Origin of the sequence: Pseudomonas oryziphila (genome assembly GCF_003940825.1) — a bacterium.
Taxonomy (GTDB): Bacteria; Pseudomonadota; Gammaproteobacteria; order Pseudomonadales; family Pseudomonadaceae; genus Aquipseudomonas; species Aquipseudomonas sichuanensis.
The window spans coordinates 4064653-4080510 of record NZ_CP034338.1 but is presented as its reverse complement, the minus strand read 5'-3'; the positions used below and the strand labels follow the sequence as shown (position 1 = coordinate 4080510).

The following is a 15858-nucleotide window of genomic DNA, read 5'->3' as shown; positions in this document are numbered from 1 at the left end:
TCAGTTGGCCTCATCCGCAGGGGCGTCGGTCACGGCGGGGGTGACGCCTGGCTTGATCCACCAGGTGTCGATGCCGATGTCGTACTTGGGCGGTACCTGCGGGTGGCCGATGTGGTTCCAGTAGGCCACGCGCCAGGTCTTGATGTGCCAGTTGGGGATCACGTAGTAGCCCCACAGCAACACGCGGTCGAGGGCGCGGGTGTGGTCGATCAGGCTCTGGCGCGAATCGGCGTTGATCAACTGCTCCACCAGCTGGTCGATGGCCGGGTCGCGCAGGCCGATGAAGTTGCGGCTGCCGGGGTTGTCGGCGGCGGCGCTGGACCAGTACTCGCGCTGCTCGTTGCCGGGCGAATTGGATTGCGAGAAGCCGCCGACGATCATGTCGTAGTCGCGCGAGCGCAGGCGGTTGATGTACTGCGAAACGTCGACGCGGCGGATGTTCAGCTCGATGCCGAGGTCGGCGAGGTTGCGCTTGAACGGCAGCAGGATGCGCTCGAACTGGGTCTGGGCCAGCAGGAACTCAATGACCAGCGGCTTGCCGTCCTTGTCGACCATCTTGTCGTCGACGATTTTCCAGCCGGCCTCCTGCAGCAGCTTGTAGGCCTGGCGCTGCTGCTCGCGGATCATGCCGCTGCCGTCGGTGACGGGGTTGTGGAAGACCTCGCTGAACACTTGTTCGGGGACTTTGCCGCGCAGCGGTTCGAGGATTTTCAGTTCGGCCGGGGAGGGCAGGCCCTGGGCGGCCATGTCCGAGTTCTCGAAATAGCTACCGGTGCGCAGGTAGGCGCCGTTGAACAGCTGCTTGTTGGTCCACTCGAAGTCCAGCAGCAGGCTCAGCGCCTGGCGCACCCGCACATCCTGGAACACCGGCTTGCGCAGGTTGAAGATAAAGCCTTGCATGCCGACGGGGGTGCCGTTGGGCAGCTCTTCCTTGATCAACCGGCCATCACGCACGGCGGGCACGTCGTAGGCGGTGGCCCAGTTCTTCGCACTGACTTCCAGGCCGTAGTCGAACTGGCCGGCCTTGAGCGCTTCGAGGGCGACGGTGTTGTCGCGGTAGGAGTCGAAGGTCATCACGTCGAAGTTGTAGAAGCCGCGGTTGATCGGCAGGTCCTTGGCCCAGTAGTCCTTGACCCGCTCGTAGCGGATCGAGCGGCCGGCCTTCACGTCGGCGACCTTGTAGGGGCCGCTGCCCAAGGGGATTTCCAGGTTGCCGCGGTTGAAGTCGCGGTTTTCATACCAGTGCTTGGGCAGCACCGGCAGCTGGCCGAGGATCAGCGGCAGCTCGCGGTTGTTGGTGTGCTTGAACTTGAACAGCACCTTGAGCGGGTCTTCGGCAACCACCTCGGCGACGTCGGCGTAGTACTGGCGGTACAGCGGCGCGCCGTCCTTGATCAGGGCGTTGAAGGTGAACACCACGTCCTCGGCGCGCATCGGGTGGCCGTCGTGGAAGCGTGCTTCGGGGCGCAGGTAGAAGCGTACCCAGCTGTTGTCTGGGGCTTTTTCGATCTTGCCGGCCACCAGGCCGTACTCGGTGAAGGGTTCGTCCAGGCTCTGGCGCATCAGGGTGTCGTAGATGCTGCCGACGTTGTCGGCGGGCACGCCCTTGTTGATGAACGGGTTGAGGCTGTCGAAGCCGCCGAAGCTGGACTGGCGGAACGTGCCGCCCTTGGGCGCATTCGGGTTGACGAAGTCGAAGTGCTTGAAGTTGGCCGGGTATTTCGGCGCTTCGTCATACAGGGTCAGGGCGTGTTGCGGGGCGGCCATGGCCGGGAGCGTGAGGCAGGCCAGCAGCAGGCTGCAGGCCAGGCGCAGGGTCGGGGTCATTTGGCTTTCTCCGAAGTCTTCTTGATCCACCAGCTGTTCAGCCCGAGGGTATAGGGCGGCGTGGTGACGAAGGCCAGCCGGTTGCGGTAGGCCAGGCGATGGTTGTCCAGGTACCAGTTGGGGATCATGTAGTACTGCCATGAGAGCACGCGGTCCAGGGCCCGGGCGGCGGCGATCTGGTCATCGCGGGTGCGGGCGGCGAGCAGGGTGTCGAGCAGGTGGTCGACCACCGGGTCCTTCACGCCAGCATAGTTCTTGCTGCCCTTGGTCGCGGCCTGGCTTGAATGGAAGTACAGCCACTGTTCGAGGCCGGGGCTCAAGGTCTGGTTCAGGGTCATCAGGATCATGTCGAAATCGAACTGGTCGAGCCGTTGTTTGTACTGGGCGCGGTCGACGGTGCGCAAGCGAGCATCGACGCCGATGCTGGCCAGATTTTCGACATAAGGTTGCAGGATACGTTCGAGGTTCGGGTTCACCAACAACAGTTCCATGCGCAACTGCTGGCCCTTGCTGTCCACCAGGCGCTGGCCGTTGAGCTTCCAGCCGGCCTGGGCGAACAAATCGAGGGCCTGGCGCAGGGTCTGGCGGCTGATGCCACGGCCATCGGTGTGGCTGACCTGGTAGGGCTCGGTGAACAGCTTTTCCGGCAGTTGGTCGCGGAACGGCTTGAGCAGCAGCCACTCCTTGCCGGTGGGCAGGCCGCTGGCGGCGAACTCGCTGTTGGGGTAGTAGCTGGTGGCGCGGCGGTAGGCGCTGCTGAACAGCGCGCGGTTGGTCCACTCGAAGTCCAGCATCAGGCCCAGCGCCTGGCGTACCCGAGGGTCGGCGAAGGTGGCGCGGCGGCTGTTCATGAACAGGCCCTGGGTTTGCGTGGGGATCTGGTGCGGGATCTGCGCCTTGATCACCTGGCCCCGGCGCACGGCGGGGAAGTTGTAGCCGTTGGCCCAGTTCTTGGCCTGGTGCTCGATATAGATGTCGAACTCGCCGGCCTTGAACGCTTCGAAGGCCACGGTGGCGTCGCGGTAGAACTCGTATTCGACGCGCTTGAAGTTGTACTTGCCGCGGTTGACCGCCAGGTCCTTGCCCCAGTAGTCCTTCACCCGCTCGAACACCAGGCGCCGGCCAGGCTGCACTTCGCTAATGCGGTACGGGCCGCTGCCCAGCGGTGGCTCGAAGGTGGTGGCCTTGAAATCACGCGTTTGCCAGTAATGCTTGGGCAGTACCGGCATCTCGCCCAGGCGCAGGATCAGCAGCGGGTTGCCGGCGCGCTTGAAGACGAAGCGGATGCGCAGGGGGCCGAGGATGTCGACGCGCTGCACTTCCTGCAGGTTGGTGCGATAGATCGGGTGGCCATCCTTGAGCAGGGTGCGGTAGCTGAAGGCGACGTCGGCCGAGGTGATCGGCGTGCCGTCGTGGAAACGTGCCTCGGGGCGCAGGTTGAACACCACCCAGCTGCGGTCCTCGCTGTACTCGACGCTGCGGGCGATCAGGCCATAGCTTGAAGTGGGCTCGTCGCCGGAGGGGTCGTACATGCCGGTGCCGACCATCAGTGGCTCGTTGAGCTCGCTGATGCCGTATTGCAGGAAGTTGGGCGTGGTGACCGGGCTCGAGCCCTTGAAGGTATAGGGGTTGAGCGTGTCGAAGGTGCCGAACGCCATGGCCCGCAAGGTGCCGCCTTTAGGGGCTTGCGGGTTGACCCAGTCGAAGTGGGTGAAGGTGGCCGGGTACTTGAGCGTGCCGAACTGCGCGTATCCGTGGCTTTCGCTCACCATCGCGACGGCGGGGAAGCTCAAGGCCAGGCTGAGGGACAGCAGGAGGGGACGTATCAAGTCGGCATCCGATCCAGAAGGCGTTGGGCTTTGGTCGGGGTACAGTAACAGCTTGTCTTGGCAGGAAAAAGGGCGCCCTTGGAGCAAATGAAGTCCCCTGTGGGAGCGGGTTTACCCGCGAACACCGGCCAAGCCGGTGCCACGCACCGCAGAGCCTGCTTCGCGGGTAAACCCGCTCCCACAGGGTGGGGCGCGGGCTTCGACGTTGTGGCTCAGCGCGCCAGGTAAACGGTCAGCGTTTGCCCTGGCTTGAGCGCATGGCCGCTGCGCGGGTTCCAGCGCTTGAGGTGCTGCATCTCGACATTGAAGCGCTTGGCCACCAGGTAATACGAGTCGCCCTTGCGCACCTTGTACTGGGTGGAGCGCTGCTTCGAGTCGGCGACCCGGTTGGCGGCGGCGCTCGGTGCGCTGCCACCACGCAGGGCCAGTACCTGGCCGACCTTGAGGCTGTTGCCGCGCAGCTTGTTCCAGCCCTGCAGCTGCTTGACCGACACCCGGTTGGCCTTGGCGATGCTGGCCAGGTTATCGCCGCGTTTGACCCGGTAGCTGCGCGCCGCCGGCGCCTTGGCCTCGGCCAGGGCAGCATTGAACACGGCCTTGTTCGGCTGCAGGCTGACCAGCTCCTCGGGCTTGAGGTTGGACATGCGATCGGTCAGCAACTGCGCTTTGGCGGTGGGCACCAGCAGTTGCTTGGGGCCGTCCACGGTCATGCGCTTCTTGAACGCCGGGTTGAGCTGGATCAGCTCGTCCTCGTCGATGTCGGCGAAGGCGGCGACCCGCGACAGGTCGAGGCGTTCGTTGATGGCGACGGCTTCGAAGTAGGGCTCGTTGGCGATCGGGTTGAGGTTGACGCCATAGGCTTGCGGGGTGTTGACCACCTGCGACAGGGCCAGCAGCTTGGGCACGTAGTCGCGGGTTTCCTGCGGCAGCGGCAGGTTCCAGTAGTCGGTGGGCAGGCCAAGGCGTTCGTTGCGCTCGATGGCGCGGCTGACGGTGCCTTCGCCGGCGTTGTAGGCAGCCAGGGCCAGCAGCCAGTCGCCGTTGAACATGTCGTGCAGGCGGTTCAGGTAATCCAGCGCGGCGTTGGTCGATGCGGTGATGTCGCGGCGGCCATCGTAGAAGTTGGTCTGGCGCAGGTTGAAGTGGCGCCCGGTGGACGGGATGAACTGCCACATGCCGGCGGCGTGCGCGCGGGAGTAGGCCATCGGGTTGTAGGCGCTCTCGATGGCCGGCAGCAGGGCCAGCTCCAGCGGCATGTCACGCTCTTCCAGGCGCTCGACGATGTAGTGCAGGTAGAGGCTGCCACGCTCGCCGGCGTTCTCGAGGAACGACGGGTTGCTGGCGAACCACAGGCGCTGCTGCTCGATGCGCGGGTTGACGTCGACGTTGTCCTGCAGGGCGAAGCCCTGGCGCATGCGCTCCCACACGTCCTGCGGGGCCTGCTCCTTCGGTTTGACCAGCAGCGGGGCGGGCTTGTGCTTGATCCGCGCCTGGTAATTGTGCGCGCGAACGCTGTCGGATTCGTCGAGCTGACGGGTGCTCTGGCAGCCGACCAGGGTGGCGGCCAGCGCCAGTGCACTGATCTGGGCCAGTCGCGTCAGGGCGACCGAATGAGAGGTTCTGCGGCTAGTGGAAGGCATCGGCTGGGACAGTTATCCGGGCAAAAAATTTCGGCGATTCTAGAAACCGGTCCCGGCCGGGTCAACCTTTGTACCTGTGTCGCGATATATCTTAGGGTTATCAGAACACGTCCTTCCAAGACCTCAAGGCAGCAAAAACAGTGGCTTGGGTGGGGTTTGAAAGACCCTTCCATTCGTCTGCTTTTTCTTTAACGGATGTTTCAGCAGTGCGCAAAAAAGGGTTGGTCTGACGTTCCAGGCCGATGGTCGAGGGCAAGCTGATGCGATTTTCGGCGCGCAGCCGGGTAACGTCTTCGAACCGCTGCAGAACGTGCGGGTTGTGCGGCTCTACGGCGCGGGCGAAGCGCAGGTTGCTCAGGGTGTATTCGTGGGTGCAGTACACCTGGGTTGCAGCGGGCAGGGCGGCCAGGCGCTGCAATGAATGGTGCATCTGCTCCGGGGTGCCTTCGAACAGGCGGCCGCAACCGGCGGCGAACAGGGTGTCGCCACAGAACAGTAGCGGCGTGGCCGGTTGCGCAGTGTAATAGGCGATGTGCCCAAGGGTATGGCCGGGCATGGCCAGCACCTCGAAGTCGAGCCCCAGCACCTGCACGCTGGCGTTGTCTTCCAGGGCCAGGTCGCGGGCCGGGATGCGTTCGTGGGCAGGGCCGCAGACGCGGGCGCCGGTAGCCTTTTTCAGCGCTTCGACGCCGCCGACGTGGTCGTGATGGTGGTGGGTGACGAGGATGTCCGTCAGTACCCAACCAGAGTGGGCGTCAAGCCAGGCCTGCACCGGCCCGGCATCACCGGGGTCGACCACCGCGCAGCGGCGATTGGCAGTATCCTGTAACAACCAGATGTAGTTGTCGGAGAAAGCGGGTAGGGCATCGATCTGTATCATGGTGCGGATCCGTATCGCCAAGCCGGGACATTGAAGGCATCTTAGCCGCGATGGCGCGGCCGGAGAACCTTCGAGGGAGAACGCAATGACCGACCAAGCCTTCGCCCAGGCCGACCCCGAGTGGGTTGAACTGATCAGCCTGGCCCGCGAGTGGTTCAACGGGCCGCTCGGGCAATTGATGCTCGAGGAAGAACAGAAACTGCTCGAACAAGAGCTCGGCCGCTTCTTCGGCGGTTATCTGGTGCATTACGGTCCCGGTGCCGACGCCCCGCCCAATGCCCCGCAGGTGCAGCGCAACGTGCGCTTGGGCGCGCCGCTGCCGGGGGTCGAGATCGTCTGCGAGGAGCAGGCCTGGCCGCTGTCAGAGCACGCCGCCGACGTGGTGGTGTTGCAACATGGCCTGGATTTCAGCCTGTCGCCCCATGGCCTGCTGCGCGAAGCGGCCAGTGCGGTGCGCCCAGGTGGCCATCTGCTTATCGTCGGTATCAACCCCTGGAGCAGCTGGGGCATGCGCCATTTCTTCAGCCACGGCGCCTTGCGCAAGGCGCGCTGCATCCCGCCGTCGCGGGTTGGCGACTGGCTCAACCTGCTGGGCTTCGCGCTGGAGAAACGCCGTTTCGGGTGCTATCGTCCGCCGCTTGCCTCGGCGGCCTGGCAGCAACGCCTGGCTGGCTGGGAGCGCATTGCCGGTGGCTGGCAGACGGCCGGTGGCGGTGTCTACCTGCTGGTGGCACGCAAGATCATGGTCGGCCTGCGGCCACTTCGTCAGGAGCGCCGCGAGCCCATGGGCAAGCTTTTGCCGCTGCCGCTGGCCAAGGTCAACCGCAACGCCAGCAACCCCGATATCGAAAAGCATTGAAGATGAGTAGTACATGAGCGAAAGCGAAATCGTCGAGATCTACACCGATGGTGCCTGCAAAGGCAACCCTGGCCCGGGCGGCTGGGGCGTGCTGATGGTGTTCAAGGGCGTCGAGAAGGAGTTGTGGGGCGGCGAGCGCGAAACCACCAACAACCGCATGGAGCTGATGGCCGCGATCGAAGGGTTGAAGGCGCTCAAGCGTGAATGCGCGGTGGTGCTGACCACCGACTCGCAATACGTGATGAAGGGCATCAACGAGTGGATGGTCAACTGGAAGAAGCGTGGCTGGAAGACTGCCGCGAAGGAACCGGTGAAGAACGCCGACCTGTGGATGGCCCTCGATGAGCAGGTCAACCGCCACAAGGTGACCTGGAAGTGGGTGCGCGGGCACATTGGCCACCCGGGCAACGAACGGGCTGATCAGTTGGCCAACCGCGGTGTCGAAGAGCTTCGCGCCAAGCGTTGATATCCATATGGGGCTGCTGCGCAGCCCTTCGCGGCTAAAGCCGCTCCCACAGGTTCCATGCGCTCCAGTGTGGGAGCGGCTTTAGCCGCGAAGGGCCGCAAAGCGGCCCCGAGTCCGGTATACTCCCGCCCTGAATTCAAGCACCGCATGTTGGAGTCCCCGCGTGGAGCAGCAGCAAGACAAACGGTTCATCATCCTCGACACCGAAACCACGGGTATGCCAGTGGCCGACGGCCACCGCATCATCGAGATCGGTTGTGTCGAGGTTGTGGGCCGACGCCTGACCGGGCGGCACTTCCACGTCTACCTGCAGCCCGACCGCGAGAGTGACGAGGGCGCCATCAACGTCCACGGCATCACCGATGCCTTCCTGGTCGGCAAGCCGCGGTTCGCCGATGTGGCCGAGGAGTTCTTCGAATTCATCCAGGGCGCCACCCTGGTCATCCACAACGCGGCGTTCGACGTAGGCTTCATCAACAACGAATTCGCCCTGCTGGGCCAGCACGACCGCGCCGATATCTCCCAGCACTGCCCGATCCTCGACACCCTGATGATGGCGCGCTCGCGCCACCCGGGGCAGCGCAACAGCCTCGATGCCCTGTGCAAACGCTACGGCATCGACAACTCCGGCCGTGATCTGCACGGCGCACTGCTCGACTCGGAACTGCTGGCCGACGTCTATCTGGCGATGACCGGTGGGCAGACCAGCCTGTCGCTGGCCGGTGATGCTGGGGGCGATGAAGACGGCCAAGGCAGCACCGGTAGCGAGATCCGCCGGATCGCCGGCCGTGCGCCGGGGCGAGTGATCATGGCCAGCGAGGAAGAGCTGCAAGCCCATGCCGAGCGCCTGGCGGCGGTAGCCAAGTCGGCCGGTGGGCCGGCCATGTGGCAGGCGTTGACCGAGCCGGCTGCCAACTGATTCGAAGGCAGGCTGGCCCCCATCGCTGGCAAGCCAGCTTCCACATAGACCGCATGCTGCGCCGCACCCTGTGGGAGCCGGCTTGCCGGCGATCAGGCCGGTACTGATAACACCACACTCGACTACCCTGAGGGAAAAAAGCCCCCGCAGAGGTAGCCGCCTGATGTACAAGGACCTCAAGTTCCCCATCCTCATCGTCCACCGGGCGATCAAGGCTGACAGCGTTGCCGGCGAGCGGGTGCGTGGCATCGCCGCCGAGCTGGCCCAGGACGGTTTCAGCATCCTCGCCGCCGGCGACTACACCGAAGCGCGTCTGGTCGCTGCCACCCACCACGGGCTGGCCTGCATGCTGATCGGCGCCGAAGGGGCCGGTGACAACAACCACCTGCTGCAGCACATGGCCGAGCTGATCCGCCTGGCCCGCCTGCGTGCGCCGCACCTGCCGATCTTCGCCCTGGGCGAGCAGGTCACCCTGGAAAACGCCCCCGCCGAGGCCATGAGCGAGCTCAACCAGCTGCGCGGCATCCTCTACCTGTTCGAGGACACCGTGCCCTTTCTCGCTCGCCAGGTGGCTCGGGCCGCGCACAATTACCTCGATGGCCTGCTGCCGCCGTTCTTCAAGGCGCTGGTGCAGCACACCGCGCAATCGAATTATTCCTGGCACACACCGGGCCATGGCGGTGGCGTGGCGTATCGCAAGAGCCCGGTGGGGCAGGCCTTCCACCAGTTCTTCGGCGAGAACACCCTGCGCTCGGACCTGTCGGTCTCGGTGCCCGAACTCGGCTCGCTGCTCGACCACACCGGCCCCCTGGCCGAAGCCGAGGCCCGCGCGGCGCGCAACTTCGGCGCCGACCACACTTTTTTCGTGATCAACGGCACCTCCACCGCCAACAAGATCGTCTGGCACGCCATGGTCGGTCGCGATGACCTGGTGCTGGTGGACCGCAACTGCCACAAGTCGGTGGTGCACGCGATCATCATGACCGGCGCCATCCCCATCTACCTGTGCCCGGAGCGCAACGAGCAGGGCATCATCGGGCCGATCCCGCTCAGCGAGTTCAGCGCCGAATCGATCCAGGCGAAGATCCAGGCCCATCCGCTGGCCCAGGGCCGGGCCGCGAAGATCAGGCTGGCGGTGGTGACCAACTCTACCTACGACGGGCTGTGCTACCACGCGGGCTTGATCAAGCAGGCCCTCGGCGCCAGTGTCGAGGTGCTGCATTTCGACGAGGCCTGGTTCGCCTACGCCGCCTTCCACGATTTCTTTACCGGCCGTTATGCCATGGGCACGCCCAAGGCCGACGATGGCCCGCTGCTGTTCAGCACCCATTCCACCCACAAGCTGCTGGCCGCCTTCAGCCAGGCGTCGATGATCCATGTGCAGGATGGCGCCACCCGTGCGCTTGACCGCGACCGCTTCAACGAAGCGTTCATGATGCATATCTCCACCTCACCGCAGTACAGCATCCTGGCCTCGCTGGACGTGGCCTCGGCGATGATGGAAGGCCCGGCCGGGCGTTCACTGCTGCAGGAGATGTTCGACGAGGCGCTGAGCTTTCGCCGGGCCCTGGCCAACCTGCGCGAGCACATCGCCGCCGACGACTGGTGGTTCGGTATCTGGCAGCCGCCGGCGACCGAGGGCACCCAGCGCCTGGCGGCCGCGGACTGGCTGTTGCAGCCGGGGTCCGAGTGGCATGGCTTTGGCGAGGTGGCGGACGACTACGTGCTGCTCGACCCGCTCAAGGTCACCCTGGTCATGCCCGGGCTCAATGCCGGTGGTGTGCTGGCCGAGCACGGCATACCGGCGGCTGTGGTCAGCAAGTTTCTCTGGGAGCGCGGGCTGGTGGTGGAGAAGACCGGGTTGTACAGCTTCCTGGTGCTGTTCTCGATGGGGATCACCAAGGGCAAGTGGAGCACCCTGCTTACCGAGCTGCTGGAGTTCAAGCGCCATTACGATGGCAATACGCCGTTGCTGCAATGCCTACCCAGTGTGGTTGGCGAACAGCCTGCGCGCTACCAGGGGCTGGGCCTGCGTGAGTTGTGTCAGCAGTTGCACGACTGCTACCGCGCCAACGCCACCGCCAAGCAGCTGAAACGGCTGTTCACCAAACTGCCGGAGGTGGCCATGAGCCCGGCCCAGGCCTATGACCGGATGGTGAAGGAAGAGGTGGAGGCGGTGCCGATCGAACAGCTGCTGGGGCGGGTTGCGGCGGTGATGCTGGTGCCGTACCCGCCGGGTATCCCGCTGATCATGCCGGGCGAGCGGTTCACCGAGGCGACCCGCTCGATCCTCGATTACCTGGCGTTCGCCCGGGCCTTCGACCAGGGCTTCCCCGGCTTCGTCGCCGATGTGCATGGCCTGCAGCACGAGCACGGCGCGTACACGGTCGACTGCATCAAGGAATGCGAATGATCTCGACGCCGGTCTGGGCCAGCTCGAAACGGTCCTCGCCCAGGTAGTTGACCCGGTCGCCAATGGCCAGGCGATAGGTGGTGATCGGTGCACCGAGGGTGCTGCCGTCGGCCTGGAGCGTCGACTCCTGGAATTCGTGCACGGGATAGATACGGCCTTCGGCGTCGCGGGCGTGGAACTGGCCGACCATTACTGCTGCCATTTTGGGTGAAACCCTCTGAAACGTTGGGGAAATGTCTGCAGCCATAGACCAGCGAAACGCCTGGGAGTTTTTGCCCGGGCGGAAAAAAATCCAGGGCCCGAGGAACGGTCATCTATAACTAGTACGTCCCATTTCCCACGCAGAGGATGCAAACGCCATGAGCCAGGTCTATTCGGTAGCGGTCGTTGTCGGCAGCTTGCGCAAGGACTCCTACAACCGCAAGGTCGCCCGCGCGCTGTCTGAGCTGGCGCCGTCCAGCCTTGCCCTGAGGATCGTCGAAATCGGCGATTTGCCGTTGTACAACGAGGATGTCGAGGCTGAGGCGCCGCCTGAGGCGTGGAAGTGTTTTCGTGACGAGATCCGGCGTAGCGACGCGGTGCTGTTCGTTACCCCCGAGTACAACCGTTCCGTGCCCGGAGGCTTGAAGAACGCCATCGACGTGGGTTCGCGCCCCTATGGGCAGAGCGCCTGGAGCGGCAAGCCGGCGGCGGTGGTCAGTGTGTCGCCAGGGGCCATCGGTGGCTTTGGCGCCAACCACGCTGTGCGCCAGTCGCTGGTGTTTCTCGACATGCCCTGCATGCAGATGCCCGAGGCTTACCTCGGCGGTGCGGCAACGCTGTTCGAGGACAGCGGTAAATTGAGCGACAAGACCCGGCCGTTCCTGCAAGGCTTCATCGACAAGTTCGCCTCGTGGGTGAAGCTCAACCGGGCAGTTTGATGGTTTTTGGTTGCCTGCGCTGACGCCTTCGCGGGTTCACCCGCGAAGAATGCGACACCGATCTGTCAGAACGCCTGCGGCATCTCGCCCTTGGCCAGCCGCCGGTTGATATCGGCAATCACCTCTGGCAACTCATTGATGGTGTCGATCAGGTAGTGCGGGCGCGAGCTGGCAAACAGCTGGTGAATTCGCTTGCGCTCGCTCTCCAGCTTATCCGCGCTCAGCGCCTGGTAGCCTTCCCAGGTCAAGCCCAGGGCATTGCCGGAGCACACCAGCGCCACGGTCCACATCCCGGCGCGGCGGCCTTCGAGGATGCCCGGCACGGTGTCGTCCACCTTCACGCACGCCGCCACATCGTCGATGCCCAAGGCAATCACGTTGGCCAGGGCCTGGGCCGGCCATGGGCGGCCGTTTGGGGTTTCGTCGGTGGCCACCACATGGTCGGCGACATAGCCGTTCTGCGCTGCCAGCTCGACCACCTTGTCCATCACCACCTTCGGGTAGCCCGAGCACGAACCGATCTTCAGCCCGCCTTTGCGCAGGCCGGTCAAGGTGTCCAACGCACCGGGGATCAGCGCCGAGTGCACGGCGATCTTCTCGATCTGCAGGGGCATGAAGCGTTCATAGATGGCGGTGACGTCATCATCGGTGGGCGTGCGGCCAAACACCTTGCGGTAGCGCTCGGCGATTTCCGGCACGTCGCACAGGGTGCGGATATGGTCCCACTTGCCCATGCCCATCGGGCCGCGAGCCTCTTCGATGGACACTTGCACGTCGAACTCGGCGAAGGCCTCGACGAAGATCTGGGTGGGGGCGAAGGAGCCGAAGTCGACCACGGTGCCGGCCCAGTCGAGGATGGCGGCTTGCAGCTGGGTAGGGTTGCTGTAGTTCATGTGCGCGGTTTCCTGAAGTTGGGTAGGCAGAGGGTCAGATGTCCAGCACTTCCATTTCCCGCAGCACCTCGGCCACGGCGTTGACGGCGGCCTGCATGCCGTCAGGGCCGACCACGCCGATGCAGCCGACGCGGAAGGTTTCGACCTGGGTCAGCTTGCCCGGGTAGAGGATGAAACCCTTGGCCTTGACCCGCTCGTAGAAGTCCTTGAACTGGTATCGAGCATCGCTGGGGGCGTGGAAAGTGACGATGATCGGCGCCTGGATCTCGGCGGGGAGGAAGCTCTGCAAGCCGATCTTCGCCATGCCGTCGAGCAGGGTCTTGCAGTTGTCGGCATAGCGCTGGTGCCGTGCCGGCAGGCCGCCTTCCTCGGCGTACTGCTGCAGTGCTTCGTGCAGCGCGGCGACCACGTGGGTCGGCGGGGTGAAGCGCCACTGGCCGGTCTTGGCCATGTAGGCGTGCTGGTCGTGCAGGTCCATGGCCAGCGAGTGGGCATTGCCTTCGGCGGCGGCCAGGGCGGTTTTCTCGGCGAACACGAAGCCCATCCCCGGTACGCCCTCGAGGCATTTGCCGGACGCTGCGATCAGCGCCTCGAACGGAATTTCGCGGGCATCGATGGGCAGCGCGCCGAACGAGCTCATGGCGTCGATGATCAGGCGTTTGCCGTGGCGCTTGATCACCTGGGCGATCTCGGCCAGCGGGTTGAGGATGCCGGTGCTGGTCTCGCAGTGGATCAGGGCCACGTGGCTAACGCTTGGGTCGGCGGCCAGCAGGCGGTCGACGTCTGCGGCGGTGGTCGGCTGGTCCTCGGCGGTTTCGAAGGTGCTGTACTGGCGGCCCAGTACCTTGCAGATCTTTGCCAGGCGCTGGCCATAAGCGCCGTTGATCAGCACCAGCACCTTGCCGTCACGCGGCACCAGGGTGCCGATGGCCGCTTCCACGGCGAAGGTACCGCTGCCTTGCAGGGGCACGCAGTGGTGGCTGGCGGCACCGTCGATGATCGCCAGCAGCTGCTCGCATACGCTGGCGGTCAGCTGGTTGAAGTCGCGGTCCCAGGAACCCCAGTCCACCAGCATGGCTTGGCGGGTGCGGATCGAGGTGGTCAGGGGGCCGGGGGTCAGCAGGATCGGGGCGTTGCTCATTCCGTGGTTCCTCACATGCGGTGGGCTGGAAACTTATGGGGGCTAGGTTGCAATTCGCCGGTCCATCATTCAAATTGTTTGTCGTTATGCCAGCCATAAGTCAGGCCGATAGATATGAACCTGTTCCAGCTCCGCGCCTTCGATGCCGTGGCCCGTGAGGGCAGCTTTACCCGCGCCGCCGAGCGCCTGTTCATCAGCCAGCCGGCGGTCACCGGGCACGTCAAGGCGCTGGAGGAGCACTACCAGATCACCTTGCTGCGGCGCACCGCGCGGCGGGTCGAACTGACCGAGGAGGGCACTCGGCTGGCGGCCATCACCCGGGCCATGTTCGGCCTTGCCGAGGAAGCCCAGGCGATGCTCGAGGCAAACCGCCAGTTGCTGACCGGGCGCCTGGAGGTGGCGGCCGACGGGCCGCACCGGGTGATGCCGATGCTGGCGCTGCTGCGCGAGCGCTACCCCGGTATCACCGTCAACCTGCGCCTGGGCAATGCCCAGGAGACGCTGGCCGCATTGTTGTCCGAACATGCCGATGTCGCGGTGCTGACCGAGATCGAACCGCGCAAGGGCCTGCACCTGCAGAGCCTGTGCGAGTCGCGCCTGTGCGCGCTGTTGCCGGCAGGGCATGCCTGGGCCAAGGCTGACGGCGACCTGCCGCTGTCCGAGCTGGACAAGCAGATCATGGTATTGCGCGAGCCAAGCTCAACCACCCGGCGCACGTTCGACAAGGCCTGTGCCGAGGGCCGTGTACTGCCACGGGTGCTGCTGGAGCTGGACAGCCGGGAGGCGGTCACCGAGGCAGTGGCGGCCGAGTTGGGCATCGGCGTGGTGTCGTCCACCGAGGTCGCCCATGACCCAAGGGTGGTGGCGCGCCCCTTGAGCGGCGCGGGGCTGGTCAACCAACACATGATCGGCTGCCTGGAGCGACGCCGCGAACTGCGCCTGATCCAGGCGTTCCTTGGTCTGGCTGCGAGCGTCTGACAAGCCTTAAGATGGCGGCCACAGAGCACAATGGATCGTCGATGAGCGAGAAAGACACCATCTCCATGCAACTGGTGCGCGAAGCGCTGTTGCAGACCTGCCCGGCGGGCGAGCCGGACGCGGCGTTGCTGGCCGGCGCCGGGATCGACGCGCAGCACCTCGACCTGCCCCAGGCACGGGTGAGCGCCGACGCCTATGCCCGGCTCTGGCGTCTGCTGGCGCGGCGCTGCAACGACGAATTCTTCGCCATGGACCCGCGCGGCCTGCGCAGCGGCAGCCTGGCGTTCCTGTGCCGCGCGGCGATGATGCAACCGACCCTGGCCGACGGCCTGCGCACTGCCCTGGACTTCCTCGGGCTGATGCTCGAAGACCTGCAGCCGGGCCTGGTGCGCCAGCAAAGCCTGGCCGAGATCGTCATCAATGAACCGCGCGATGAGCCGCGCCGGGCCTTCACCTATTTCACCTTCTGGATGATCGTGCACGGCGTCGCCTGCTGGCTGGCGGGCCGGCGCATCCCGATCCTGGCCATCGATCTGCGCTGCGCCGAACCGCCGTTCTGTGACGACTACCGGGTGATGTTCTCCGAAAACCTGCAATTCGAGCGCCCGCGCACGCGCATGATCATCGCCGCCGACTGCCTCGATCTGCCGCTCAAGCGCACGCCGGAGGAGCTGCAGCGTTTCCTCGCCGAGGCGCCGGGCAACATCCTGGTCAAATACCGCGACCCGGCCAGCCTGGCCCGGCGCATTCGCCACGACTTGCTGCAACTGGCGCCAGCACAATGGCCCGATGCCGAAAGCCTGGCCCGGCGTTTATGCCTGTCGCCGTCGACGTTCAGACGTCGCCTGGCGGACGAAGGGCAAAGTTACCAAGGCCTGAAGGACAGCGTGCGACGTGAATTGGCCGTGACCTGGCTGGGCGAGGTCGAGCCCGCCATGGGCGATATCGCCGAACGCCTGGGCTTTGCCGACAGCAGCTCGTTCTACAAGGCGTTTCGCAAGTGGTTCGGCTGCAATCCGGGGCACTACCGGCAACTGGTCATGCAGGGGTAGCGCTCGAACAGGTGACGGCGTTTCCCGCTGTGATCGAGCGT

14 protein-coding genes are annotated in these 15858 nt (G+C 65.0%); 7 read left to right on the top strand and 7 right to left on the bottom strand.

What is annotated here, in order from left to right:
• The 4 genes from EJA05_RS19175 to gloB form a co-directional block, all read right to left on the bottom strand.
• Entirely contained in the window at positions 1 to 1827 is a 1827-nt protein-coding gene (locus EJA05_RS19175; protein WP_125859436.1) for an extracellular solute-binding protein, read from the bottom strand.
• Entirely contained in the window at positions 1824 to 3656 is a 1833-nt protein-coding gene (locus EJA05_RS19170; RefSeq protein ID WP_223811857.1) for an extracellular solute-binding protein, read from the bottom strand. Before EJA05_RS19170 ends, EJA05_RS19175 begins: the two co-directional genes overlap by 4 nt.
• Before the next feature lie 212 nt (positions 3657 to 3868).
• Positions 3869 to 5296: a lytic transglycosylase domain-containing protein gene (locus EJA05_RS19160; RefSeq protein ID WP_125464848.1), complete on the bottom strand. Its 1428-nt coding sequence runs from the start codon at positions 5294 to 5296 to the stop codon at positions 3869 to 3871.
• Between the two features lie 100 nt (positions 5297 to 5396).
• Positions 5397 to 6176 (bottom strand): hydroxyacylglutathione hydrolase, encoded by a 780-nt coding sequence (gene gloB / locus EJA05_RS19155; RefSeq protein ID WP_125859434.1) that lies wholly within the window; start codon positions 6174 to 6176, stop codon positions 5397 to 5399.
• Positions 6177 to 6261: 85 nt separating this feature from the next.
• Here gloB and EJA05_RS19150 point away from each other — a divergent pair, with 85 nt between their 5' ends.
• The 4 genes from EJA05_RS19150 to EJA05_RS19135 all read left to right on the top strand — a co-directional run bounded on the left by EJA05_RS19150 (position 6262) and on the right by EJA05_RS19135 (position 10833).
• Entirely contained in the window at positions 6262 to 7035 is a 774-nt protein-coding gene (locus EJA05_RS19150) for a class I SAM-dependent methyltransferase (protein ID WP_125464846.1), read from the top strand.
• A 13-nt stretch (positions 7036 to 7048) separates the two neighbouring features.
• Positions 7049 to 7501: a ribonuclease HI gene (gene rnhA, locus EJA05_RS19145; protein ID WP_125464845.1), complete on the top strand. Its 453-nt coding sequence runs from the start codon at positions 7049 to 7051 to the stop codon at positions 7499 to 7501.
• 163 nt (positions 7502 to 7664) lie between these two features.
• The gene (gene dnaQ / locus EJA05_RS19140; protein ID WP_125859433.1) at positions 7665 to 8420 is read left to right on the top strand and encodes a DNA polymerase III subunit epsilon; all 756 of its coding nucleotides are present in this window, start codon (positions 7665 to 7667) and stop codon (positions 8418 to 8420) included.
• Positions 8421 to 8583: 163 nt separating this feature from the next.
• On the top strand, positions 8584 to 10833 hold the full coding sequence (locus tag EJA05_RS19135; protein ID WP_125859432.1) for an Orn/Lys/Arg family decarboxylase: 2250 nt from the start codon (positions 8584 to 8586) through the stop codon (positions 10831 to 10833).
• On the opposite strand, the gene EJA05_RS19130 is transcribed toward EJA05_RS19135, so the two are convergent.
• Positions 10817 to 11035, bottom strand: coding sequence for a hypothetical protein (locus EJA05_RS19130; RefSeq protein ID WP_110994558.1), 219 nt, complete (start codon positions 11033 to 11035; stop codon positions 10817 to 10819). The genes EJA05_RS19135 and EJA05_RS19130 overlap by 17 nt on opposite strands.
• Before the next feature lie 157 nt (positions 11036 to 11192).
• Here EJA05_RS19130 and EJA05_RS19125 point away from each other — a divergent pair, with 157 nt between their 5' ends.
• On the top strand, positions 11193 to 11753 hold the full coding sequence (locus EJA05_RS19125; protein WP_125859431.1) for an NADPH-dependent FMN reductase: 561 nt from the start codon (positions 11193 to 11195) through the stop codon (positions 11751 to 11753).
• Between the two features lie 65 nt (positions 11754 to 11818).
• On the opposite strand, the gene phnX is transcribed toward EJA05_RS19125, so the two are convergent.
• Both phnX and EJA05_RS19115 read right to left on the bottom strand, forming a co-directional pair.
• Positions 11819 to 12646 carry a phosphonoacetaldehyde hydrolase gene (gene phnX / locus EJA05_RS19120; protein WP_125859430.1) on the bottom strand — a complete coding sequence of 276 codons (828 nt, stop codon included), beginning with the start codon at positions 12644 to 12646 and terminating at the stop codon, positions 11819 to 11821.
• Positions 12647 to 12680: 34 nt separating this feature from the next.
• On the bottom strand, positions 12681 to 13787 hold the full coding sequence (locus EJA05_RS19115; RefSeq protein ID WP_125859429.1) for a 2-aminoethylphosphonate--pyruvate transaminase: 1107 nt from the start codon (positions 13785 to 13787) through the stop codon (positions 12681 to 12683).
• A gap of 114 nt (positions 13788 to 13901) precedes the next feature.
• Here EJA05_RS19115 and EJA05_RS19110 point away from each other — a divergent pair, with 114 nt between their 5' ends.
• Both EJA05_RS19110 and EJA05_RS19105 read left to right on the top strand, forming a co-directional pair.
• Entirely contained in the window at positions 13902 to 14765 is an 864-nt protein-coding gene (locus EJA05_RS19110; protein WP_125464840.1) for a LysR substrate-binding domain-containing protein, read from the top strand.
• A gap of 41 nt (positions 14766 to 14806) precedes the next feature.
• Entirely contained in the window at positions 14807 to 15817 is a 1011-nt protein-coding gene (locus tag EJA05_RS19105) for an AraC family transcriptional regulator (RefSeq protein WP_125859428.1), read from the top strand.
• The last annotated feature ends 41 nt before the right edge of the window (positions 15818 to 15858 follow it).

Coding starts and splice junctions, on each gene's coding strand:
- EJA05_RS19175 (WP_125859436.1), bottom strand. CDS start 1,827: ATGACCCCGACCCTGCGCCTGGCCTGCAGCCTGCTGCTGGCCTGCCTC.
- EJA05_RS19160 (WP_125464848.1), bottom strand. CDS start 5,296: ATGCCTTCCACTAGCCGCAGAACCTCTCATTCGGTCGCCCTGACGCGA.
- gloB (WP_125859434.1), bottom strand. CDS start 6,176: ATGATACAGATCGATGCCCTACCCGCTTTCTCCGACAACTACATCTGG.
- EJA05_RS19150 (WP_125464846.1), top strand. CDS start 6,262: ATGACCGACCAAGCCTTCGCCCAGGCCGACCCCGAGTGGGTTGAACTG.
- rnhA (WP_125464845.1), top strand. CDS start 7,049: ATGAGCGAAAGCGAAATCGTCGAGATCTACACCGATGGTGCCTGCAAA.
- EJA05_RS19135 (WP_125859432.1), top strand. CDS start 8,584: ATGTACAAGGACCTCAAGTTCCCCATCCTCATCGTCCACCGGGCGATC.
- EJA05_RS19130 (WP_110994558.1), bottom strand. CDS start 11,035: ATGGCAGCAGTAATGGTCGGCCAGTTCCACGCCCGCGACGCCGAAGGC.
- EJA05_RS19125 (WP_125859431.1), top strand. CDS start 11,193: ATGAGCCAGGTCTATTCGGTAGCGGTCGTTGTCGGCAGCTTGCGCAAG.
- phnX (WP_125859430.1), bottom strand. CDS start 12,646: ATGAACTACAGCAACCCTACCCAGCTGCAAGCCGCCATCCTCGACTGG.
- EJA05_RS19115 (WP_125859429.1), bottom strand. CDS start 13,787: ATGAGCAACGCCCCGATCCTGCTGACCCCCGGCCCCCTGACCACCTCG.
- EJA05_RS19110 (WP_125464840.1), top strand. CDS start 13,902: ATGAACCTGTTCCAGCTCCGCGCCTTCGATGCCGTGGCCCGTGAGGGC.
- EJA05_RS19105 (WP_125859428.1), top strand. CDS start 14,807: ATGAGCGAGAAAGACACCATCTCCATGCAACTGGTGCGCGAAGCGCTG.